The sequence below is a fragment of the Streptomyces sp. NPDC006655 genome, assembly GCF_040703965.1.
Classification (GTDB): domain Bacteria; phylum Actinomycetota; class Actinomycetes; order Streptomycetales; family Streptomycetaceae; genus Streptomyces.
In genome coordinates, this window is the sequence record NZ_JBEYJU010000119.1 from 1 (window position 1) to 23,408 (window position 23,408).

The 23,408-nt window shown below is 71.0% G+C and carries 17 protein-coding genes; 9 read left to right on the plus strand and 8 right to left on the minus strand.

The window, feature by feature from the left end; all coding sequences use genetic code 11:
- Nucleotides 1-85 precede the first annotated feature (85 nt).
- The 3 genes from AB0958_RS39210 to metH form a co-directional block, all read right to left on the minus strand.
- Nucleotides 86-1,690: an ABC transporter substrate-binding protein gene (locus AB0958_RS39210; RefSeq protein ID WP_366895256.1), complete on the minus strand. Its 1,605-nt coding sequence runs from the start codon at nucleotides 1,688-1,690 to the stop codon at nucleotides 86-88.
- A 423-nt stretch (nucleotides 1,691-2,113) separates the two neighbouring features.
- Nucleotides 2,114-2,815 carry an HAD family phosphatase gene (locus AB0958_RS39215; protein ID WP_366895257.1) on the minus strand — a complete coding sequence of 234 codons (702 nt, stop codon included), beginning with the start codon at nucleotides 2,813-2,815 and terminating at the stop codon, nucleotides 2,114-2,116.
- Between the two features lie 132 nt (nucleotides 2,816-2,947).
- Complete coding sequence (metH, locus tag AB0958_RS39220; RefSeq protein WP_366895258.1) at nucleotides 2,948-6,463, minus strand: methionine synthase; 3,516 nt, start codon at nucleotides 6,461-6,463, stop codon at nucleotides 2,948-2,950.
- A gap of 381 nt (nucleotides 6,464-6,844) precedes the next feature.
- Here metH and AB0958_RS39225 point away from each other — a divergent pair, with 381 nt between their 5' ends.
- From AB0958_RS39225 to AB0958_RS39250, 6 genes are all read left to right on the plus strand, one after another.
- On the plus strand, nucleotides 6,845-7,609 hold the full coding sequence (locus tag AB0958_RS39225; RefSeq protein WP_366895259.1) for an IclR family transcriptional regulator: 765 nt from the start codon (nucleotides 6,845-6,847) through the stop codon (nucleotides 7,607-7,609).
- A 378-nt stretch (nucleotides 7,610-7,987) separates the two neighbouring features.
- Nucleotides 7,988-8,782 (plus strand): MIP/aquaporin family protein, encoded by a 795-nt coding sequence (locus AB0958_RS39230; protein ID WP_358977552.1) that lies wholly within the window; start codon nucleotides 7,988-7,990, stop codon nucleotides 8,780-8,782.
- A 54-nt stretch (nucleotides 8,783-8,836) separates the two neighbouring features.
- Nucleotides 8,837-10,378 carry a glycerol kinase GlpK gene (glpK, locus tag AB0958_RS39235; protein WP_366895260.1) on the plus strand — a complete coding sequence of 514 codons (1,542 nt, stop codon included), beginning with the start codon at nucleotides 8,837-8,839 and terminating at the stop codon, nucleotides 10,376-10,378.
- A gap of 44 nt (nucleotides 10,379-10,422) precedes the next feature.
- Nucleotides 10,423-12,039: a glycerol-3-phosphate dehydrogenase/oxidase gene (locus tag AB0958_RS39240; protein WP_132889116.1), complete on the plus strand. Its 1,617-nt coding sequence runs from the start codon at nucleotides 10,423-10,425 to the stop codon at nucleotides 12,037-12,039.
- Nucleotides 12,040-12,200: 161 nt separating this feature from the next.
- Nucleotides 12,201-12,872: a FadR/GntR family transcriptional regulator gene (locus tag AB0958_RS39245; RefSeq protein ID WP_366895261.1), complete on the plus strand. Its 672-nt coding sequence runs from the start codon at nucleotides 12,201-12,203 to the stop codon at nucleotides 12,870-12,872.
- Between the two features lie 163 nt (nucleotides 12,873-13,035).
- A complete protein-coding gene (locus AB0958_RS39250; RefSeq protein ID WP_366895262.1) occupies nucleotides 13,036-14,067 on the plus strand; it encodes a PAC2 family protein in 1,032 nt (343 codons plus the stop codon).
- Between the two features lie 77 nt (nucleotides 14,068-14,144).
- Here the strand turns inward: AB0958_RS39250 and mshC are convergent, their stop codons facing one another.
- From mshC to AB0958_RS39270, 4 genes are all read right to left on the minus strand, one after another.
- A complete protein-coding gene (gene mshC, locus AB0958_RS39255; protein ID WP_366895263.1) occupies nucleotides 14,145-15,374 on the minus strand; it encodes a cysteine--1-D-myo-inosityl 2-amino-2-deoxy-alpha-D-glucopyranoside ligase in 1,230 nt (409 codons plus the stop codon).
- A 124-nt stretch (nucleotides 15,375-15,498) separates the two neighbouring features.
- A complete protein-coding gene (locus AB0958_RS39260) occupies nucleotides 15,499-16,314 on the minus strand; it encodes an SCO1664 family protein (protein WP_366895264.1) in 816 nt (271 codons plus the stop codon).
- Nucleotides 16,278-16,868: a DUF3090 domain-containing protein gene (locus tag AB0958_RS39265; protein WP_366895265.1), complete on the minus strand. Its 591-nt coding sequence runs from the start codon at nucleotides 16,866-16,868 to the stop codon at nucleotides 16,278-16,280. The genes AB0958_RS39260 and AB0958_RS39265 overlap by 37 nt, the downstream gene beginning before the upstream one ends.
- 92 nt (nucleotides 16,869-16,960) lie before the next feature.
- Nucleotides 16,961-17,647 (minus strand): histidine phosphatase family protein, encoded by a 687-nt coding sequence (locus AB0958_RS39270; protein ID WP_366895266.1) that lies wholly within the window; start codon nucleotides 17,645-17,647, stop codon nucleotides 16,961-16,963.
- Between the two features lie 62 nt (nucleotides 17,648-17,709).
- Between AB0958_RS39270 and corA the strand changes: the two genes are divergently transcribed.
- On the plus strand, nucleotides 17,710-18,708 hold the full coding sequence (corA, locus tag AB0958_RS39275; protein WP_366895267.1) for a magnesium/cobalt transporter CorA: 999 nt from the start codon (nucleotides 17,710-17,712) through the stop codon (nucleotides 18,706-18,708).
- 197 nt (nucleotides 18,709-18,905) lie between these two features.
- Here corA and AB0958_RS39280 read toward each other — a convergent pair whose 3' ends face one another.
- Nucleotides 18,906-19,961 carry an LLM class F420-dependent oxidoreductase gene (locus tag AB0958_RS39280; RefSeq protein ID WP_366895268.1) on the minus strand — a complete coding sequence of 352 codons (1,056 nt, stop codon included), beginning with the start codon at nucleotides 19,959-19,961 and terminating at the stop codon, nucleotides 18,906-18,908.
- A gap of 146 nt (nucleotides 19,962-20,107) precedes the next feature.
- Between AB0958_RS39280 and AB0958_RS39285 the strand changes: the two genes are divergently transcribed.
- Together AB0958_RS39285 and AB0958_RS39290 are read left to right on the plus strand one after the other, a co-directional pair.
- Entirely contained in the window at nucleotides 20,108-21,091 is a 984-nt protein-coding gene (locus AB0958_RS39285) for an aldo/keto reductase (protein ID WP_366895269.1), read from the plus strand.
- Between the two features lie 92 nt (nucleotides 21,092-21,183).
- Nucleotides 21,184-23,316 carry a helix-hairpin-helix domain-containing protein gene (locus AB0958_RS39290; RefSeq protein WP_366895270.1) on the plus strand — a complete coding sequence of 711 codons (2,133 nt, stop codon included), beginning with the start codon at nucleotides 21,184-21,186 and terminating at the stop codon, nucleotides 23,314-23,316.
- The last annotated feature ends 92 nt before the right edge of the window (nucleotides 23,317-23,408 follow it).

Consider the following 23,408-nt stretch of genomic DNA (forward strand, 5'->3'; position numbering starts at 1 on the left):
GACAAGGTGCCGGAGTACGACGAGGTGGCCGAGCATGTCGAGGCACGCCTGGAGCGGGAACAGGTGCGTCGTACCGGACCCGGTGTCAGCTGCTGGAGCCGCGGCCGAGCTCCCACAGCTGGAGGCTGGCGGAGGAGTTGAGGGCGTAGGCGACGCCCGTGATGTCGTCGCGGGCGGCGACGTACTGCTTGCCCTGCCACAGCGGGAGCAGCGGAACGTCGTCGGCGACGGCGTCCTGGATCTGGGTCAGGCTGCCGGAGGCGCTGGCCCGGTCGGCCTCGCGGCGGGACTCGGGGAGCAGCGTCTTGATGATCTTGTTGTTGACGTACGGCGACTGGAGGAAGTTGTCCTTGTCGAGGAACGGCGCCAGGAAGTTGTCGGCGTCCGGGAAGTCGGGGAACCAGCCCATGCCGTAGACGTCGTACTCGCCCTTGCGCTCGGCGACCTGGTACGTCTTCCAGAGGGTGCCCTGGATGCTGACGTCGAACAGGCCGCTGTCGTTGAGCTGCTTCTGGAGGACCTCGAACTCCTGCTTGGTGGCCGAGCCGTAGTGGTCGGTCGTGTAGTGCAGGGTGAGCTTCACCGGGGTGGTGATGTTCGCGGCGGCGAGCGTGTTCCTGGCCTTGGAGACGCTGGGGTCGCCGTACTTGTTGAAGAAGGAGTTCGAGTGCCCGGTCACGGAGGCCGGGACCAGCGAGTACAGCGGTTCGGCCTGGGAGCCGTAGACCTTGGCGACGAGGGAGGCGCGGTCGATGATCTGGGCCATGGCCTCGCGGACGGCCTTGGACTTGACCGTGGGGGCGTCGGTGTTGAAGCCGAGGTAGCGGATCTCCAGGCCGGGCATCTCGACGAGGTCGACGTTGGAGTCGTCGCCGGCGTCGAGCTTGTTGATCTGCGCGGGCGACATGGTGCGGGTCATGACGTCGATGTCGCCCTTGTCGATCGCCTTGCCCATGGCGTCGGCGTCGTCGTAGGAGCGCAGGACGACCTGCTGGTTGTTGACCTTCACGCTGCCCTTGTAGTTGGGGTTCTTGGTGAAGGTGGCGGAGACGATCGCGTCGTCCTTGACGTCGGCCTTGAAGGTGTACGGACCGGAGCCGTCGATGTCGAAGCCGTCGCGGAGCTTGTTCTCGTCGTAGTCCTTCGGGTTCACGATGCCCGCGACCGGAGTGGACAGCTTGTACGGGAAGGTGGCGTCGGCCGACCTCAGGTGGAAGACGATGCCACGGTCACCCTGGGTCTCGATCGTGTCGATGTTGGTGAGCAGTCCGTAGGGACCACCGACGGCCTTGATGCGCAGGGCCCGTTCGATGGACCACTTGACGTCCTTGGCGGTGACGGGGCTGCCGTCGGAGAACTTCAGGCCCTCGCGCAGCTTGCAGGCGTAGCGCTCGCTCTGGCTGTCGGTGAAGGAGCAGCTCTCGGCCGCGTCGGGGACCGGGTCGCCCTCGCCCTTGGGCTGGGACATGAGGGTCTGCACGGTCTGCCGCAGGATGTTCCAGCCGCCGACGTCGTAGGAGTAGGCGGGGTCCAGGGGCGCCGGGGCGTCCTTCGTGGCGGTGAACCTGTCCGTGGTGCCGACGGCGATCGCGTCGCCACCATTGCTCCCACTGCCGGATCCCCCGCACGCGGCGAGAACCGGAGTGAGCAGGCCGACCACGGCCGGCAGCACCAAAGTCTTGCGGTTCATGCTCGAAGTTCTCCAGAGCTGTTCGTGTCCGTGTATCCGGCATCCATGGGGTGTCGACGCAGGATCACGGGGATAGCGGCGATGTTCTCGCGACGAGGTTAGTCGGCGACCGCAGGGCGGTTGGCAGGAGCGTGAGTTGAGGCCTCATCACGCAGTGGAACCGGGCGCGGACAGACCGAAAACCCGACAGCGGCAGGATTAGTGCAGCCTCTCCCCAATCGGGACACAAGGTCACCGGATTTCCCCCCGTTCGGGGGTGGACGGCACACGTCGGCAACGTTGTCGACCCCCGTGCACGTGGGGAACGTCACACATGAAACAGGGCGGACGGGTATCGGAATTCAGCCCGTCGAACAGTTGCGAATTCCCTTGAGTGATCTCTGCGGAGTTTTCCGCAATGGTCATTGCACGCTGGGTGAACAGCTAGGGCACATGCGTCATCAGTCCGTGCAGAAATGCCAGGTCGACCTCTTCCAGGGAGGTGACCACGGTGCGCCGTTCGGCGGGAGTGATCGGTGCGACGGACGGTACGGCGACCACCTGGCAGCCGGCGGCCTCGGCGGCGGCGACACCGGTCGCGGTGTCCTCGACCACGGCGCATCTGGCCGGATCCACCCCGAGACCGGCGGCGGCGAGGAGATAGGGGTCCGGGTAGGGCTTGGTGCGCGAGACCTCGTCCCCGGCGATGGACAGGGTGAAGTGCTGTGGGCCGAGGACGGTCAGGACACGGTCGATGATGCGCCGGTGCGAGGCGGAGACGAGGGCGGTGGGGATCTGCTGTTCGTACAGTTCGGCGAGGAGTCGCCGGGCGCCCGGCATCAGCGGCAGGGCGGCACCGATGCGCTCCTCGAAGCCGTCGTTGAGCAGCACGCTGAGCTCGGCGAGCGTGATGGCCGCGCCGGTGGCCTCGATGAGGAACCCGGCGCTGCGGGTCATGGGACCGCCGACCACGACATGGCGCCAGGAGTCGTCGAGGGCGTGACCGAGGCGGGAGAAGACCTCCACCTCGACGTCCCACCAGAAGCCCTCGGTGTCGACCAGGGTGCCGTCCATGTCGAGGAGGACCGCTTGCAGGGCCGACCCTTCGGCCGTACGGGTTCCGAGCGCGGGGACCGTGCTGGTCATCCGGGCGCACCTCCTTGAGGGACGAGCAGGCCGGTTCCCGTGCGGGGAACCGGCCTGCTGTGGACCGACCAGTGTACGACTTATCCGATCAGTGTGCTCTGTGTGACACGTCTCGGTGTCCGCGCGTACCGCTCAGCGTGCGTTGAAGTACTTCGCCTCCGGGTGGTGGATCACGATCGCGTCCGTGGACTGCTCGGGGTGCAGCTGGAACTCCTCGGACAGGTGGACACCGATGCGCTCCGGCTGGAGCAGGTCGGCGATCTTGGCGCGGTCCTCCAGCTCGGGGCAGGCGCCGTAGCCGAGGGAGAAGCGGGCACCCCGGTACTTCAGGGCGAACATGTCCTCGACGTCGGCCGGGTCCTCGCCGGCGAAGCCGAGTTCGGAGCGCACGCGCGCGTGCCAGTACTCGGCGAGTGCCTCGGCCAGCTGGACGGACAGGCCGTGCAGTTCGAGGTAGTCGCGGTAGGCGTTGGCCTCGAACAGCTTGGCGGTCTGCTCGCCGATGCGGGAGCCGACGGTGACGACCTGGAGGCCGACCACGTCCGTCTCCCCCGACTCCTCCGGGCGGAAGAAGTCGGCGAGGCACAGGCGGCGGCCGCGGCGCTGGCGGGGGAAGGTGAACCGGGTGCGTTCGTTGCCGCGGTCGTCCAGGATGATCAGGTCGTCGTCCTTGGAGACGCACGGGAAGTAGCCGTAGACCACGGCCGCCTCCAGCAGGTTCTCCGTCTGGAGCCGGTCGAGGAGCCCGCGCAGCCGGGGCCGTCCCTCCGTCTCCACCAGTTCCTCGTACGACGGTCCCTCGCCGGTGCGGGCCTGCTTGAGGCCCCACTGGCCCTTGAACAGGGCGCCCTCGTCGAGCCAGCCGGCGTACTCCTTGAGCTGGATGCCCTTGATGACGCGGGTGTCCCAGAACGGCGGGGTGGGCACCGGGTTGTCGACGGCGACGTCGGAGCGGACATGGCCCTCCTCGGGCCGCTCCTCGACCTCGGCGGTGGCCGTCTGCCGGACCCGGCGCTGCTTCAGCTCCGGCAGGACGGCGCCGGGCACGCCGCGCTTGACGCCGATGAGGGCGTCCATCAGGCGCAGGCCCTCGAAGGCGTCGCGGGCGTAGCGGACCTCGCCCTCGTACAGCTCGTGCAGGTCCTGTTCGACGTAGGCGCGGGTGAGGGCGGCGCCGCCGAGGATGACCGGGTAGGTGGCGGCGAGACCGCGCTGGTTGAGCTCCTCCAGGTTCTCCTTCATGATCACCGTGGACTTGACCAGCAGCCCGGACATGCCGATGACGTCGGCGCGGTGCTCGTCGGCGGCCTCCAGGATCGCGGAGACGGGCTGCTTGATGCCGAGGTTGACGACGTTGTAGCCGTTGTTGGAGAGGATGATGTCGACGAGGTTCTTGCCGATGTCGTGGACGTCGCCGCGGACGGTGGCAAGGACGATGGTGCCCTTCCCTTCGGTGTCCGACTTCTCCATGTGCGGTTCGAGGTGGGCGACGGCGGCCTTCATGACCTCCGCGGACTGCAGGACGAACGGCAGCTGCATCTGGCCGGAGCCGAACAGCTCGCCGACCACCTTCATGCCGTCGAGCAGGGTCTCGTTGACGATGTCGAGGGCGGCGCGGGTCTCCAGGGCCTCGTCGAGGTCGGCCTCCAGGCCGTTGCGCTCGCCGTCGATGATGCGGCGCTTGAGGCGCTCCTCCAGCGGGAGGGCGGCCAGTTCCTCGGCCTTGCCGGCCTTGAGGGACTTGGCGGTGGCGCCCTCGAAGAGCTGCATCAGCTTCTGGAGGGGGTCGTAGCCCTCGGTGCGGCGGTCGTGGATGAGGTCGAGGGCGGTCCCCACCTCCTCCTCGCTGAAGCGGGCGATCGGGAGGATCTTGCTGGCGTGCACGATCGCCGAGTCCAGGCCCGCCTTGACGCATTCGTCGAGGAAGACGGAGTTCAGCAGGATGCGGGCGGCCGGGTTGAGGCCGAAGGAGATGTTGGACAGGCCCAGGGTGGTCTGGACGTCGGGGTGGCGGCGCTTGAGTTCGCGGATCGCCTCGATGGTGGCGATGCCGTCCTTGCGGGACTCCTCCTGACCGGTGCAGATGGTGAAGGTCAGGGTGTCGATGAGGATGTCGGACTCGTGGATGCCCCAGTTCCCGGTGAGGTCCTCGATCAGCCGTTCGGCGATCTCGACCTTCTTCTCGGGGGTGCGGGCCTGGCCCTCCTCGTCGATGGTCAGCGCGATCAGTGCGGCACCGTGCTCGCGGGCGAGCCTGGTGACCTTCGCGAACCGGGAGTCGGGGCCGTCGCCGTCCTCGTAGTTGACGGAGTTGATGACTGCGCGGCCGCCGAGCTTCTCCAGGCCGGCCTGGATGACGTCGACCTCGGTGGAGTCGAGGACGATCGGGAGGGTGGAGGCGGTGGCGAAGCGGCCGGCCAGTTCCTCCATGTCGGCGACGCCGTCGCGGCCGACGTAGTCCACGCAGAGGTCCAGCATGTGGGCGCCCTCGCGGATCTGCTCGCGGGCCATCTCCACGCAGTCGTCCCAGCGGGCCGCGAGCATGGCCTCGCGGAACTTCTTGGAACCGTTGGCGTTGGTGCGCTCGCCGATGGCCAGGTAGGAGGTGTCCTGGCGGAACGGCACGGTCTGGTAGAGGGAGGCGGCGCCGGGCTCGGGGCGCGGGCTGCGCTCGGGCGGGGTGACGTCCCGGACGCGTTCGACGACCTGGCGCAGGTGCTCGGGGGTGGTGCCGCAGCAGCCGCCGATGAGCGAGAGGCCGTAGTCGCGGACGAAGTTCTCCTGGGCGTCGGCCAGGCCCTCGGGTCCGAGCGGGAAGTGCGCGCCGTCCTTGGTGAGGACCGGCAGCCCGGCGTTGGGCATGCACAGCAGCGGGATGCGGGAGTGCCGGGTGAGGTAGCGCAGGTGTTCGCTCATCTCGGCGGGGCCGGTCGAGCAGTTCAGGCCGATCATGTCGATGCCGAGCGGCTCCAGCGCGGTCAGCGCGGCGCCGATCTCGGAGCCGAGCAGCATGGTGCCGGTGGTCTCGAAGGCCATCGAGACCAGGAGCGGGACCTGCACACCGAGTGCGTCCATGGCGCGGCGGGCGCCGAGCACGGACGCCTTGGTCTGCAGCAGGTCCTGGGTGGTCTCGACGATCAGCGCGTCGGCGCCTCCGGTGAGCAGGCCCTCGGCGTTCTGCTGGAAGCCGTCGCGGAGGGTGACGTACGGGACGTGGCCGAGGGTGGGCAGCTTGGTGCCGGGGCCGATGGAGCCGAGGACCCAGCGCCGGCGGCCGTCCCGGGCGGTGAAGTCGTCGGCCGTCTCACGGGCGATGCGGGCACCGGCCTCGGACAGCTCGTGGACGCGCTCGGGGATGTCGTACTCGGCCATGGCCGAGTGGTTGGCCCCGAAGGTGTTGGTCTCGACGCAGTCCACACCCACGGCGAAGTACGCCTCGTGGACCGAGCGGACGATGTCGGGGCGGGTCAGGTTCAGGATCTCGTTGCAGCCTTCGAGCTGCTGGAAGTCCTCGAGGGTGGGGTCCTGCGCCTGGAGCATGGTGCCCATGGCGCCGTCGGCGACCACCACACGGCTGGCGAGCGCCTCTCGGAGCGCGGACACCCGGGTCCGGCTGTCGGCGGAAGGGGACGGTGGCGACGAGGCCATGAAGGGGCTCCCTTGGATGCGACGGCTGTCGGCTATGCGGTTTCCCGGGCTCACCCGGGGACGGACGCACGGCGCCAGCGTAACCGGGAGTGGGCTTGGATGGGCAGGGCGTCCATGTGGCGGACGAGTGAGGCATGTGCCGATCAGGGACGTATGGCCTGGTGGTGACGGATCATGCGTGGGTCCGGGTGATCCGCCCGGACCCGTCACGGAGTGGTCACGGGTGCCCGGCCGAGGTGGCCGGTCCGCCACGCGTGATGTAACAGGTGTCGACCGACCATTGGCGGGGAGTCGACATGGACCGGTAGTGTTCGACATTGCCGAACACCGGTTACGGCGGTCGTGACGGAGAGTTCCACAAGGGGCGGAGGCAGGACGGCGATGGCACGGAACATCCAGTCGCTCGAACGGGCGGCCGCGATGCTGCGGCTGCTCGCGGGCGGCGAGCGGCGGCTCGGCCTGTCGGACATCGCCTCGTCACTGGGTCTCGCCAAGGGCACCGCCCACGGCATCCTGCGCACCCTCCAGCTGGAGGGGTTCGTGGAACAGGACGAGGCCTCGGGGCGCTACCAGCTGGGCGCGGAACTGCTCCGGCTCGGCACCACCTACCTGGACGTGCACGAACTGCGGGCGCGGGCGCTGGTGTGGACGGACGACCTGGCCCGCTCCAGCGGGGAGAGCGTCTACCTGGGCGTTCTGCACCAGCAGGGCGTGCTGATCGTGCACCACGTGTTCCGGCCGGACGACAGCCGGCAGGTGCTGGAGATCGGGGCGATGCAGCCGCTGCACTCCACGGCCCTGGGCAAGGTGCTGTCGGCCTACGACCCCGTCGCGCACAGCGAGGCCCTGGAGGCCGACCGCAAACCCTTCACGGACCGTACGACGTGCGAGCTGGACGCGTTCGAGCACATCCTCGACATCACGCGCGCGCGTGGGTACGCGGCCGACGTGGAGGAGACCTGGGAGGGCGTGGCGTCGGTGGCGGCGCCGATCCACGACCGGCGGCGGATGCCGGTGGGCGCGGTGGGCATCACGGGGGCGGTGGAAAGGCTGTGCCGGGACGGGGAGTTGGCACCGGAGCTGATCGCCGCGGTGCGGGACTGCGCTCGCGCGGTGTCGCGGGACCTGGGCGCGGGGCGGTTCTGACCGCCTGCCGCTGATCGTCGTTCGAGGCCGGTTCGCCTGTCGGTGGACCGGCCTCGGTCGTACCCTGAAATGGACAAAGTAGGGCATAACCGCAGTTCAGTGGGTTCTCCGTGGCATTTCCGGCCCCGAGAGCCCGCCGAAGATCGACAACTCACAGCACTCAATAACGATCGTGCTTTCGATAACAGAACCCTTGACGCACATGTGACGCCGGGGCGAGACTCCCGTCCATCGGTCGGCATTGTCGAACACCTACCGGCAATACGCGCTAGAGTGTGACAACGCCAAGGGCCGGATTCGCTCTCACCCCCGAGGGCGCCAACACCCCGAAGGGACTCGGGGTTCGGCTTCCCTGGACGAAGGACAAAGGAGTCGCGGGTGTCCAGCTCCGACATCTTCATCGGCGAGACCATCGGTACCGCCATACTCATCCTGCTCGGCGGCGGCGTGTGCGCCGCCGTCACGCTCAAGGCCTCCAAGGCCCGTAACGCCGGCTGGCTCGCCATCGCCTTCGGTTGGGGCTTCGCCGTCCTGACGGCCGTCTACATCTCCGGACCGCTGTCCGGTGCCCACCTCAACCCCGCCGTCACGGTCGCCCTCGCGATCAAGAACAGCGACTGGAGCAACGTCCCGGTCTACTTCGCCGGACAGCTGCTCGGCGCGATGATCGGCGCCGCCCTGGTGTGGGTCGCCTACTACGGCCAGTTCCAGGCGCACCTCACCGACAAGGAGATCGTCGGCGGTCCGGGCGCGCAGGCCACCTCGGCCAAGGCCGTCGAGGCCCAGGAGAAGGGCGCGGGACCGGTCCTCGGCATCTTCTCCACCGGCCCCGAGATCCGGAACGCGGTGCAGAACCTCGCCACGGAGATCATCGGCACCGTCGTGCTGATCCTCGCGGTCCTCACCCAGGGCCTCAACGACAAGGGCAACGGCCTCGGTGTGCTGGGCGGCCTGATCACCGCCCTGGTGGTCGTCTCGATCGGTCTGTCGCTCGGCGGCCCGACGGGTTACGCCATCAACCCCGCCCGTGACCTCGGCCCGCGGATCGTGCACGCGCTCCTCCCGCTGCCCAACAAGGGCGGTTCCGACTGGAGCTACGCCTGGATCCCGGTGGTCGGTCCGCTGATCGGCGGAGCCATCGCGGCAGGCATCTACAACGTCGCCTTCGCTTAAGACACAGGCTCGCGCCGTACCGCCTGTCCACCACGGATCTTCGAGGAGCACACAGTGACCGACGCCCACACCGCAGGCCCCTTCATCGCCGCCATCGACCAGGGCACGACCTCCAGCCGCTGCATCGTCTTCGACAAGGACGGCCGTATCGTCTCGGTCGACCAGAAGGAGCACGAGCAGATCTTCCCCAAGCCGGGCTGGGTCGAACACAACGCCAACGAAATCTGGACCAACGTCCAGGAAGTCGTCGCCGGGGCCATCCAGAAGGCCGGCATCACCCGCGACGACATCAAGGCCATCGGCATCACCAACCAGCGCGAGACCACCGTGCTGTGGGACAAGAACACCGGTGAGCCCGTCCACAACGCCATCGTCTGGCAGGACACCCGCACCGACGCCCTCTGCCGCGAGCTCGGCCGCAACGTCGGCCAGGACCGCTTCCGCCGCGAGACCGGCCTCCCGCTGGCGTCCTACTTCGCCGGTCCCAAGGCCCGCTGGCTGCTCGACCACGTCGACGGCCTCAAGGAGCGCGCCGAGGCGGGCGACATCCTCTTCGGCACCATGGACACCTGGGTCATCTGGAACCTGACCGGTGGTGTCAACGGCGGCAAGCACGTCACCGACGTGACCAACGCCTCCCGCACCCTTCTCATGAACCTGCACACCACGCAGTGGGACGAGAAGATCGCCGAGTCCATCGGCGTGCCGCTGCAGATCCTCCCCGAGATCCGCTCCTCCGCCGAGGTCTACGGCGAGGTCACCGGCGGCAAGCTCGGCGACCTGCTCGGTGGCATCCCGGTCGCCTCCGCGCTCGGCGACCAGCAGGCGGCCCTGTTCGGCCAGACCTGCTTCTCCGAGGGCGAGACCAAGTCCACCTACGGCACCGGCACCTTCATGGTGATGAACACCGGTGACAAGATCATCAACTCCTACGCGGGCCTGCTGACCACGGTCGGCTACAAGATCGGCGAGCAGCCGACCGTGTACGCGCTGGAGGGCTCGATCGCCGTCACCGGCTCGCTGGTGCAGTGGATGCGCGACCAGATGGGCCTGATCTCCACCGCGGCCGAGATCGAGACGCTGGCGCTCTCGGTCGAGGACAACGGCGGTGCCTACTTCGTGCCTGCCTTCTCCGGTCTGTTCGCCCCGCACTGGCGTTCCGACGCCCGCGGTGTGATCGCCGGCCTGACCCGGTACGTCACCAAGGCGCACCTGGCCCGCGCGGTCCTGGAGGCCACCGCCTGGCAGACCCGCGAGATCGCGGACGCCATGACCAAGGACTCCGGCGACGAGCTGGTGACCCTGAAGGTCGACGGTGGCATGACCGCCAACAACCTGCTGATGCAGCAGCTCGCCGACGTCCTGGACGCGCCCGTGGTGCGCCCGATGGTCGCGGAGACCACCTGCCTCGGCGCCGCCTACGCCGCCGGCCTCGCCGTCGGCTTCTGGTCCAGCACCGACGAACTGCGCGCCAACTGGCGCCGGGCCGCCGAATGGACGCCCCGCATGGACGCGGAGACCCGCGACCGTGAGTACAAGAACTGGCTCAAGGCCGTCGACCGGACCATGGGCTGGATCGACGACGACGAGAGCTGAGCCGACGAGAGCCCACCAGCTCTGACGAGGAGTAAGAACCCGACATGACCAGTCAGTCCACCCTGCAGTCCGTGCCTGCCCTGGGGACGCACCCGGCCTCCGGCTCGCTTCCGAGCCGGGCCGAGACCAGGGAGCAGCTCTCCAAGGCGTCGTACGACCTTCTTGTGATCGGCGGCGGCATCCTGGGCATCTCCACCGCCTGGCACGCCGCGCAGTCCGGGCTCAGGGTGGCACTGGTCGACGCCGGCGACTTCGCCGGCGCCACCTCCTCCGCCTCCTCCAAGCTCCTCCACGGCGGTCTGCGCTACCTGCAGACCGGCGCGGTGAAGCTGGTCGCGGAGAACCACTTCGAACGCCGTGCGGTCTCCCGCCAGGTGGCTCCCCACCTGGCGAACCCGCTCACGTTCTACCTCCCCGTGTACAAGGGCGGTCCGCACGGCGCGGCGAAGCTCGGGGCGGGCGTCTTCGCCTACTCCGCGCTCTCCGCCTTCGGTGACGGCGTCGGTCACCTGCTCTCCCCCGCACGGGCCCAGCAGGACGTGCCGGAACTGCGCACCGAGAACCTGAAGGCCGTGGCCGTGTACGGCGACGACCAGATGAACGACGCCCGCATGGCGCTGATGACGGTCCGCGCGGCCGTCGAGGCGGGCGCGGTCGTCCTCAACCACGCCCAGGTCACCGGCCTGCGCTTCACCAAGGGCCGGGTCACGGGCGCCGACCTCAAGGACGCCGTCTCCGGCGAGGAGTTCGGCGTCAACGCCCGCCTGGTGCTGAACGCGACCGGCCCCTGGGTCGACCACCTGCGCCGGATGGAGGACCCGAACGCGGCCCCGTCCATCCGCCTGTCCAAGGGCGCGCACCTGGTGCTCAAGCGGACATCCCCCTGGAAGGCCGCGCTAGCCACCCCCATCGACAAGTACCGGATCACCTTCGCCCTCCCCTGGGAGGACATGCTGCTGCTCGGCACCACCGACGAGGAGTACGAGGGCGACCCGGCGGACGTCGCCGTCACCGAGAAGGACATAGCCCAGATCCTGGACGAGGCCGCGTTCTCGGTCCGGGACCAGCAGCTCCGGCGTGACCTGATCACCTACTCCTTCGCCGGTCTGCGGGTGCTGCCCGGCGGCCCCGGCAGCACCGCGAAGGCGAAGCGGGAGACGGTGGTCACCGAGGGCAGGGGCGGCATGCTGTCCGTGGCCGGCGGCAAGTGGACCACCTTCCGGCACATCGGCCGCACCGTGATGCAGAAGCTGGAGGCGCTGCCGGGCCACCCGCTCGGCGACGACTTCGAGCCGATCTCCTCGCTGCCGAAGAAGCTGCCGCTGCCCGGTGTCGCCAACCCCCGTGCCGTCGCCCACCGGCTCCTGGTGGACCACCCGGCGCCCGGTCCGCGGATGGCCGCCGACACGGCCAAGCACCTGGCCACCCACTACGGTTCGCTGGCCTTCGACATCGCCCGCATCGCCAACGAGCACCCGGAGCTGGCCGAGCGCGTCCACCCGGACGCGCCGGAGATCTGGGCGCAGGTCGTCTGGGCCCGCGACCACGAGTGGGCCGAGACCGCCGACGACGTGCTGCGCCGTCGTACCACCCTGACGATCCGCGGCCTGGCCACGGACGACGTCAGGGCCAAGGTCCAGGACCTGCTCGACAAGAAGTAGCCGATCGCTCCGCAGGGCGGCTCCTCCCCTGGGAGGGGAGCCGCCCTTCGGCGTACCCGCCGCCGGAGAACCGGACCGTTACCGGTCCGGGGCGTGCCCGCCTGACCGGGCCGCATAATGTGGCCAGAGACATCGGATGTCTGAACCACAGGGAGGCCGGTATGGCAGTCACCGATGAGGCGATCGAGAAGATCAAGGACATGATCGTCTCCGGTGCGCTGCGCCCCGGTGACCGGTTGCCCAAGGAGAGCGAACTCGCCGCCGAGCTCGGCCTGTCCCGCAACTCGCTCCGGGAGGCGGTGCGCGCCCTGTCACTGATCCGGATCCTCGACGTGCGGCAGGGCGACGGCACCTACGTCACCAGCCTCGACCCGCAGCTGCTCCTGGAGGCGATGAGCTTCGTCGTCGACTTCCACCGCGACGACACGGTCCTGGAGTTCCTTGCGGTGCGCCGGATCCTGGAGCCGGCCGCGACCGCGATGGCCGCCTCCCGGATCAGCGAGCAGCAACTGGACGCGCTGGCGTCCCAGTTGGACGCGCTCGGCGGCGCGCCCTCGGTGGAGGAGCTGGTCGCCTGCGACCTGGAGTTCCACCGGGGCATCGTGCAGAGCTCGGGGAACTCGGTGCTGTGCTCGCTTCTTGACGGCCTGTCCGGGCCGACCACCAGGGCGCGGATCTGGCGCGGGCTGACCCAGGAGGACGCGGTGGCGCGCACCCTGCACGAGCACCGGGCGATCCTGGCCGCGCTGCGCGACCGGGACGCGGAGGCGGCCCGTTCCTGGGCGACCGTGCACATCGCGAGCGTGGAGCAGTGGCTGCGCAGCAGCCTGTGAAGCGCTTGCTGTCCGTGGCCGGTTCCTCGCCGGATCGGGGTGTTCGAGGCGGGCGAACGGGGCAGTGATCCGTTCACTCCCCCGTGCAAGGGGGCTGCGGGCGCCCCCGCTCGACGCCGTAAGGTTGGGGCGTACGCGAGGGCACGTCGGAAGGAGGCACTGGGTGATCGAGCTGGAGGGGGTTCCCGAGCTGATCGACCCAGTCATGGTGGCCGCGTTCGAAGGCTGGAACGATGCCGGTGACGCCGCCTCCACCGCGGTCGCGCACCTGGAGCGGGAGTGGAAGGGCGAGGTGTTCGCGGCACTCGACGCCGAGGACTACTACGACTTCCAGGTGAACCGCCCCACGGTGTGGATGGACGCCGGCGTGCGCAAGATCACCTGGCCGACGACGCGGTTGTCGGTGGTCCGGGTCGGCGGGGACAAGCCGCGGGACCTGGTGCTGGTCAGGGGCATCGAACCGTCCATGCGCTGGCGGTCGTTCTGCAACGAGCTGCTCGGCTTCGCCCACGAGCTGGGCGTGGAGCTGGTGGTCGTGCTGGGCGCGCTGCTCGGCGACACCCCGCACACACGTCCGGTGCCGGTCAGCGGGGTCACGTCCGACTCCGACCTGGCCCAGCGGATGGACCTGGAGGAGACCAAGTACGAGGGCCCGACGGGCATCGTCGGGGTTCTCCAGGAGGCGTGCACGCACGCGGGCGTCCCGGCGGTCTCGCTGTGGGCGGCGGTGCCGCACTACGTCTCCCAGCCGCCCAACCCGAAGGCCACCCTGGCCCTCCTGAACCGTCTGGAGGACCTGCTCGACCTGCGGATCCCGCTGGGCGAGCTGGCCGAGGACGCCCGTGCCTGGCAGGTGGGCGTGGACCAGCTGGCCGCCGAGGACAGCGAGGTCGCCGAGTACGTGCAGACGCTGGAGGAGGCCCGGGACACCGCGGAGCTGCCGGAGGCGTCCGGCGAGGCGATCGCCCGGGAGTTCGAGCGCTATCTGAGGCGCCGGGACGTGAGCCCGCCCGGCGGCCACGCCACGGCGGACGGCACCGACAGCGGCTCGTACCTGCGGGACAGTCCGGGAGGTCCGGGCGGCAAGGGGCGTCCGCCCCGGGCGCCGAAGCCCGATGCGCCCGGTAACGCCGGGGACAGCGGGGACGCCGACGGGGACGCCGGGCCGGACGGCGAGGGTCCCTCCGAGGACTGAGCGCGCCCACGCGGCGGCGCCGCATGCCGAAACAGCCCCGCGCCCCTTTGGGGGGTGCGGGGCTGTTTGCGTCGGCTTTACAGGGCCACGCCCAGCAGGGCGTCCACCGCTCGGGACACGACACCCGGTGCGCCCGTGTCCGTACCGCCCTGTTCCTGCTGGAGTGCCGCCCAGCGGTCCACCGCCGCCAGTGCGGCGGGCGCGTCCAGGTCGTTGCTGAGGGCCTCGCGGATCTCCTCCACCAGGGCCTCGGCGGGCGGGCCGTCGGGGCGGGAGACCGCCGCGCGCCAGCGGGCGAGGCGCTCCTCGGCGTCCCGCAGCACCTGGTCGGTCCACTCCCAGTCGGCACGGTAGTGGTGGGAGTGCAGCGACAGCCGGATCGCGGCGGGGTCGACGCCGTCCTGGCGGAGCCGGGAGACGAAGACCAGGTTGCCCTTGGACTTGGACATCTTCTCACCGTCGAGACCGACCATGCCGGCGTGCACGTAGGCCTTGGCCATCGGGAACTCGCCGGTGAGCACCTGGGCGTGCGAGGCGCCCATCTCGTGGTGCGGGAAGGCCAGGTCGGAACCGCCGCCCTGGACGTCGAAGGTCATGCCGAGGTGGTCGAGGGCGATGGCCACGCACTCGATGTGCCAGCCCGGGCGGCCACGGCCGAGGGAGCCGCCGTCCCAGCTGGGTTCGCCCTCGCGGGCGGCCAGCCACAGCATCGGGTCGAGGGGGTTCTTCTTGCCGGGGCGGTCCGGGTCGCCGCCGCGCTCGGCGGACAGCAGCCGCATGGCGGCCGCGTCGAGGCCGGAGACCTTGCCGAAGTGGGGGTCGGAGCCCACCGAGAAGTAGATGTCGCCTTCGAGTTCGTAGGCGGCGCCGAGGTCGCGCAGTCGCTCGACGAGCGGCACGATGCCGGGTATCGCCTCGACCGCGCCTATGTAGTGCTGCGGCGGCAGCATCCTGAGGGCGGTCATGTCCTCACGGAAGAGGGTCGTCTCCTGCTCGGCGAGGGCGACCCAGTCGACACCGTCGCGCTGCGCGCGTTCGAGCAGCGGGTCGTCGACGTCCGTCACGTTCTGGACGTAGTGCACCTGCCGCTTGGTGTCCAGCCACACGCGCTGGACCAGGTCGAACGCGTTGTAGGTCGCCGCGTGCCCCATGTGGGTCGCGTCGTACGGGGTGATGCCGCAGACGTAGATACGGGCGACGGGACCGGGGTCCAGGGTGACCGGACCGCCGGTCGCGGTGTCGTGGATCCTCAGGTCGCGGCCCTGACCAGGCAGGGCGGGGACCTCGGAAGCGGGCCAGGCATGCATGTACATGAGCGTAACCGGACCCGAGTTCGGTATACGAACCGGACCGGGCCGGATGACGAAGAAGGCACTCTTGATCTTGCGGCCGGGATGTGCCTCGGGCGTGGGGCCGGCGGGCGTGGCGCTCCTACACGGGCGGCCAGGGGATGGCGGGCCACTCGCCACTGGGCTCCGGGTGCGTCCCGGCGCTGAGCAGCGCGTCGACACGCGCGCGCGTGGCGTCGAGTTCGACGGCGGTGATCAGCTCGGCCAGCCGGGTCCCCAGGGCTCCGTCGAGGGCCTCCCGGACCACCGTGAGGGCCTCGACGGCCTCCCCGGTGAGGGGCTCGCCCGCCCAGCCCCACAGCAGGGTGCGCAGCTTGTTGTCGACGTTGAAGGTGACGCCGTGGTCGATTCCGTAGAGCCGGCCGTCGGCGGTGGGCAGCAGATGGCCGCCCTTGCGGTCGGCGTTGTTGATCACGGCGTCGAGGACGGCGAGCCGGCGCAGCCGGGCGTCGTCGGCGTGCACCAGCAGCGCGGTCTTCCCGTCGCCGACCTCGGCGAGCCCGATGGCCTTCCAGCCCGGCTCCGGCTCCTCGGTGTCCACCAGGGCCAGCAGTTCGGCGCCTTCCGGGTCGACGTCGATCCACAGCTGGCACATGCCCTCGCCGTACGGCCCGTCGCGCAGCACGGTCGGCGGGACCAGGTCCCAGCCCAGCGCCTCGGAGACCTCGTAGGCGGCCACCTCGCGCTGGGCGAGGGTGCCGTCGGGGAAGTCCCACAGCGGGCGTTCCCCGGCGACCGGCTTGTAGACGCAGGACGCCTCCTCGCCGTCGTGCGCGACCGTGCAGAACAGCGCCGCGTTGGAGGCGTCGCGGATCCGGCCGCGCACCTTCAGCTCACCGTGGGCGAGCAGGCCGGCGGCGGTCACGCTCCGCGGCGGTATCCGTTCTGGCGCGGACATACGTGTCCTTCCGGGTCGAGCGGGAGGCTGCACAGCGGGCACGGCGGCCGCCCGGCGTTGACGACGTCCAGGGCGCGCTTGGCGAAGGCCCTGGCCTGCGCGCCGCTCAGCCGGACCCGCAGCATGGGGGGTCCGTTCTCCTCGTCCTGGAGGAGCCGCTCCTCGGCCTCGGCCAGGTCCTCCTCGGATTCGGCGTCCAGCTCCACCAGGGCCTGCGCCTCGACGATCATGCGCTCTTCCTCACCGTCCCAGGCGAGCGCCATGGTGCCGACGCGGAACTCCTCCTCGATGGGGGTCTCCAGCGGGGCGGTGTCGGTGATCTCGTTGGGTGCGACGGCGGGGACGGCCGCGTTGCCGCCGCTGCGGCGTACGACCTCGTCGAGGAGTTCTTCCATGCGCTCGGCGAGCGCGGCGACCTGGGTCTTCTCCAGGGCCACGCTGGTCGTCCGGGTGCCGGCCGTGGCCTGGAGGAAGAACGTACGGCGTCCGGGCAGTCCGACCGTGCCCGCGATGAAGCGGTCCGGCGGATCGTAGAGGAACACCTGACGGGACACGTCCTGTCTCCATGGGAATCGGGGGTGCGTGGGAACGGGCGGCGGCTACTGGACCGCTTGCGTGGATCGCTTCACCCTACTGCGGTCGGCGATCACGGCGCGCCGGCACCGCCACCGACCGGTGCGTCCTCCCCGGGAGGTTCCTCGCGGGGGGCGAGGGAGGCGAGATCGCCGGTGTCCCCGAGACGGACGAGAAACGGCCTGAGGCGGGTGTAACGGATCGCAGTGATGGAACACGGTTCGACGGAGATCCGCTGGAAGAGGTCGAGATGAAGACCGAGTGCGTCCGCGACGAGGGATTTGATGATGTCACCGTGCGAGCACATGAGATAGACGGCGTCGGCGCCGTGGTCGCGCTCCACGCGCGCGTTCCACTCGCGCACCGCCTCCGCCGCGCGGGTCGCCATGGCCCGCATCGACTCGCCGCCGGGGAACGCGGCCGCCGACGGGTGCGCCTGCACGACGTCCATCAGCGGCTCGTCCTTGAGTTCGGTCAGTTTGCGGCCGGACCAGTCGCCGTAGTGGGCCTCCCCGATCCGCTCGTCGGTGTGGGCGGTGAGGTCGGGCCGGGCGTCGAGGAGCGGCCGGACCGTCTCCTGGCAGCGTTGCAGCGGGCTGGTGACGACCTCGGAGATCGGCAGGCCGGCCAGCCGGCCGGGCAGTGCGGCGGCCTGGGCGGCGCCGCGCTCGTCGAGGGCGACACCGGGCGTCCAGCCGGCGAGCAGCCCGGAGGTGTTGGCGGTGGACCGTCCGTGCCTTACGAGGATCAGCGTGGGCATGCGGCCCAGGGTAGGCGCAAGCCGAAGTGCGCAGCCGGGTGGGCGACGGGAGAATACGCTCCGTGATCGTCGACTGCGCCATCTACCGGGACGGGGAGCGCACGGAGACCCCGCAGGACTTCTCGGACGCCCTCGCGGAGGCACGCGCGCGTGGCGACAGCTTTCTGTGGATCGGCCTGTACGAGCCCACCGAGCACGAGTTCGACCTGGTCACCGACGAGTTCGGGCTGCATCCGCTGGCCGTGGAGGACGCCCTGACCGCCCACCAGCGGCCCAAACTGGAGGTGTACGACGACTCGCTGTTCGTCGTCCTGAAGCCGGTCACGTACGAGACGAAGACCGACACGGTGACCTCCGGCGAGCTGATGATCTTCGTCGGGGACTCCTTCGTGGTCACCGTGCGCCATGGGACGCCGTCACCGCTCGGGGACGTCCGGCGGCATCTGGAGGAGCAGCACGAGCTGCTCAAGCACGGTCCCACCGGGGTGCTGTACTCGATCTCCGACGCGGTCGTCGACCACTACCTGGAGGTCGTGACCGAGTTGCAGAACGACCTGGAGGAGGTGGAGGCAGAGGTGTTCTCGCCGGGCGGCGGCGGTTCCCGGCACACCGCGTCCCGGATCTACTCCTTCAAGCGGCAGATCCTGGAGTTCCGCCGCGCGACCGTGCCGCTGGCCGTGCCGATGACGAAGCTGGCGGGGGCGGGTCCGCACGGCGGCTCGGTGCCGTTCGTGCACGAGGAGGCGCGGCCGTTCTTCCGGGACGTCAACGACCATCTGCTGCGGGTGAACGAGGGGGTGGAGGCCCTGGACCGGCTGGTGTCCGACGTCCTCAGCGCCCATCTCGCGCAGATGAGCGTGCGACAGAACGACGACATGCGGAAGATCTCCGCGTGGGCTGCCATGGCGGCGGTGCCCACGATGATCGCCGGTGTCTACGGCATGAACTTCGACCACATGCCCGAGCTGCACTGGCTCTGGTCGTATCCCGCGGTGATCATGGTCATGGCGGTGCTGGAGACGGTGCTGTACCGGCTGTTCAAGCGGCGCGGATGGATGTGAGCGGCCCGGACAGCGGCTGGAAGGCACCGGGACCTCGTCACCGTGGCGGGCGATCCCGCTCGGCCGGAAGAGGGAGCACCGGGGTCACTCCGGGGGCGTAACCGCGCGGGCAGCGGCGCGTTGTTCTCCGTGACGGCCGTGGCGGGGAAGACCCCCCGAGCCCCCACCACGGCCGCTGAACTCTCCCGCCGCGTCGCTCAGGCGAGCCCGGCACGCTCCAGGGCCTCGGCACCGGCCCGGAGCGAGGCGAGCCGCTCGTCCAGGGTGAAGCCGGCCGGGGCGAGGGACAGGGTGGTGACCCCGGCGGCCGCGTAGGCCTTCATCCGGTCGGCGATCCGCGCCACGGACCCGAGCAGCGTGGTCCGGTCGATCAGGTCGTGCGGTACGGCGGCCGCCGCGCCGTTCTTGTCCCCGGACAGGTACTTGTCCTGGATCTCGGCGGCCTCCTGCTCGTAGCCCATGCGCCGGGCGAGCTGGTTGTAGAAGTTCTGCTTGCGGCTGCCCATGCCGCCGACGTACAGCGCGGTGTACGGCCGGAAGGTGTCGGCGAGTGTGCTCACGTCCTTGTCGTCGCCGACGGCGAGGGGCAGCGTCGGGCAGACGTCGAACCCGTCGAGGGTCTTCCCGGCCTTCTCGCGCCCCGCGCGCAGGTACTTGACGGCCGTCTCCTCCAGGTGCTCGGCCGAGGGGAAGATCAACAGGGCGCCGTCGGCGATCTCGCCGGTCTGCTCCAGGTTCTTCGGTCCGATGGCGGCGATGTAGACCGGGATGTGCTCGCGCTCGGGGTGCACGGTCAGCCTGATCGGCTTGCCGGGGCCGCCGGGCAGCGGCAGCGTCCAGTGCTCGCCCTCGTACGACAGCCGCTCGCGGGTCATCGCCCTGCGCACGATCTCCACGTACTCGCGGGTGCGGGAGAGCGGCTTGTCGAACTTGACGCCGTACCAGCCCTCGGAGACCTGCGGTCCCGAGACGCCGAGGCCGAGCCGGAAACGGCCGCCGGAGAGGGAGTCGAGGGTGGCGGCCGTCATCGCGGTCATCGCGGGCTGCCGGGCCGGGATCTGGAAGATGGCCGAGCCGACGTCGATGCGCTCGGTCTTGGCCGCGACCCAGCTGAGCACGGTGGCGGCGTCGGAGCCGTAGGCCTCGGCGGCCCAGCAGACGGCGTACCCGAGGCGCTCGGCCTCCTGCGCCACGGCCAGATTGTCCCCGTCCATCCCGGCACCCCAGTAGCCGAGGTTGATCCCGAGCTGCATGGCCGATCCCCTTACCGATCAGTAACGTCGCTGTCGCGAGAGACCTTAGCGTGCGGCGCCCCGCGGCCGGCCACCCCTCCGCCGCAGGGAGATCGGTTATCCACAGGCAACCCAACGCACCAGCTCTGGCCAGTAATCTCGCGGACATGGAGCAGAGGCATCTCGGCCGTACCGGCCTGCGTGTGTCCAGAATCGGACTCGGCACCCTCACCTGGGGCCGGGACGTCGACGAGCACGACGCCGCTGACATGCTGAAGGCGTTCTGGGAGGCCGGCGGCACCCTCGTCGACACCGCGGACGTGTACGGCGACGGAGAGGCCGAGTACCTGCTCGGGCAGCTCATGGAAGGGCTGGTGCCCCGCCGGGACCTGGTCATCTCGACGAAGGCGGGCAGCGTCCCGGACCCGGACCGCCGCTTCGACGGCTCGCGCGGTCATCTGCTCGCCGCGCTGGACGCCTCCCTGGCCCGTCTCGGCACCGACCACGTCGACGTCTGGCACGTGCACGCCTACGATCCGGACACCCCCTTGGAGGAGACGCTGCAGGCTCTCGACCTGGCCGTCAGCAGCGGCCGGGCCCGCTATGCCGGGGTCTCCAACTTCTGCGGCTGGCAGCTCGCGAAGGCGGCCACCTGGCAGCTCGCGGCGCCCGGTACCCGCACCCGGCTGGCCAGCACCCAGCTGGAGTACTCGCTGCTCCAGCGGGGCGTGGAGCGCGAGGTGCTGCCTGCGGCGCTGGACCTGGGCATCGGCCTGCTGCCGTCCTCGCCGCTCGGCCGGGGCGTGCTGACCGCGAAGTACCGCAACGCCACTCCCCCGGACTCGCGGGGCGCCTCCGAGCATCTGGCGCCGTTCGTCGCGCCGTACCTCGACGACACCGCGACGCGGATCGTGGACGCGGTGCAGACCGCGGCCGACGGGCTGGCGGTGACACCGCTCCAGGTGGCACTGGCCTGGGTGCGGGACCGGCCGGGCGTGGCCGCGCCGATCGTCGGCGCCCGCAACGCGCAGCAGCTCACGGCGGCACTGTCAGTGGAGGCGCTTACGCTTCCTGACGAGATCTGCCGGGCGCTCGACGACGTGTCGGCGCCCGTGCACCGCTATCCCGATCACGACTGGAGCACGCTGTGAGCACGGAGCCGGGGCTGGGCGCCAAGCCCGAGGCCGACGACGAGGGGACGACGGCCGAGGGGACAACGGGGGACGGCGCGGGAGGCGGTGACGTGCCGACGGGAGACGGCGCGGGGCGCGGGGGCGACTCGGAGACGGAAGGAGCGGCCCACGGCGACGGTTCGGGGGCGGACGACGCGGTCGGTGCGGTGGCCGGCGGGGCTGGTGAGGGGGCGGGGCAGGCTTCCGAGGCCGCGGCCGAGCTGGCCGCCCAGCGGGTCGAGCGGGAGCGGATCGCGCGGCGGAAGGCCGAGAAGCGGGGTCCGATCGAGAGCGGGAGCGGCCTCAGCGGTACGGCGGCCGATCTGCTCGCGGCGATCCGGGCCGTGGAGAGCGGGGAGAAGCGGGCGGCAACCGTCTTCGCCGATCCGGAACCCGCCGCGCGCCCGGCACCCCTGGCCGAAGCCGCCCGCCGACCGGAGCCGGCCCCCGCCACCGCCCGGCCCGCGAGGACCGCCGGACCGGCCGGGCCCGCCGCGGAGACGATCGCGGCGGTACGACGGGCCCTGGCCGACGGCGGTGCGCCGGAGTCGCTGGCACCCGCGGTCGCGGCCGCCCTCGGCGAGGGCGCGGACGCGCTGCTGCGCGACGACCCGTGGCAGCTGCTCCGGGTCGGCGGTGTACGCCCGGACCAGGCCGACGGCTTCGCGCGGGCGCTGCTCGGCGCGGAGTGCGGCCCGGACGACGAGCGGCGCGGCCGGGCGTTGACCGGGTGGCTCCTCGAACAGGCGGCCCTGGCCGGACACACCGCGCTGGAGATGCCGACGCTGACGGCGGCGCTGACCCAGCGGGCGGTGCCCGACCCGGAGGCCGCCGTGCAGAGCACGCTCGCCGAGGGCGAGGCCCTGGTCTTCCAGGACGCCCTCGATCCGGGCGCCCCGGAACCCGAGGACGACGAGGAGGAGCGGCCGGTCCGGGTCCTGGTCGGCCTGGAGCGGTACGCGCTGGCCGAGGAGAGCCTCGCCGACGGGCTGGCCCGGCTGGTCAACTCCCCCGGCAAGGACGCCCCGGAGCCCTGGGAGGCGGCCGCGACGGCGGCCTCCGGCGGCGCGGCGGAGCTGGCGAGGGCGGTCGCCGGACACGGACTCGTGCTGCACACGGGCGGCGAGGCCGCCCGGTCCGAACCGGCGGCACTGCTGGCCGCCGCCCGCGCGGCGGGGCTGCGTGCCTTCGCCGCCGCCCACACCACCGACGGGTGCCGGGGACTGGCGGCGCAGGGGGACGGAGCGGATGCGGTCGGCACGGTCGCCGGTCTGCTCTCCGGTGCCCAGGGGCCCGGCCGGGACGCGGAGGGCGCCCTGGACCTCGACCTGCTGATCGTGCTGGACGCGCCCCGGTTGGACGTGGAGAGCGCGGCGATGGTCGTGGAGGCACTCCCCGACGGGGCCCGGCTGGTGCTCAGCGGGGATCCGGCGGTGCTGTGGTCGGCGGGCCCGGGGCGGGTCTTCGCCGACCTGCTGGCGGCCCGCGTCTGCCCGGTGGTCGCCTCCCGCACGCCCGATCCCGGCCCGCTCGGCGAACTGGTCTCCGGGATCGGCGTGGGCGAGCTCCTCCAGGTCGAGGCGCCCGGCAAGGAGGTCGTGATCGTACCGGTGCGGGACGCGGGCGAGGCAGTGCACCGGACGGTGCAGTTGGTCGCCGACTCCGTGCCGCGCGCCCTCGGCGTCCCCGCCGGGCAGACGGTGGTGATCACCCCGGGCCACGGTGGTGCGGCGGGCACCCGTGCCCTGAACACCGCCCTGAAGGAGCGGCTCAATCCGGGCCCCGGCCGGTTCGGCGGCTTCGACCCCGGTGACCGGGTCGCCTACTCCCCCGCACCGGGCCGTACGGAGCCGGGGCAGGTGGTGACGGCCGACGCCGAAGGGCTGCATCTGTCGTGCGCGGGCGCACAGGTCGTCGTGGAGAAGGAGCGGGTGGAGCGGTCGGTGCGGCACGGCTGGGCACTGACCGCCCACCAGGCGGCGGGCGGCCGGTGGCCGGCGGCGGTCGTGGTGCTGCCCGGCGACGCGGCCCAGTCCCTCAGCCGCCCCTGGGTGTACACGGCGTTCAGCCGGGCGGAACGCCATCTGTCGGTGGTGCACGGCGTGGAGCAGGCGCTGCCGAAGGCGGTGGCCGAGACCCTGCCGAAGCCGAGGACGACCCGCCTGCCGCTCCTGCTCAGAACCCAGGTGCCGGCAGCCGGCTGAGACACGGTCTCCGCGCGCCGCTGCCCGGTGGTGCCCTCCGGCCCCGTAAGTGGCGCCGGCCGCCGGGCTGACGGGTGTCGCCACCGTGGTGC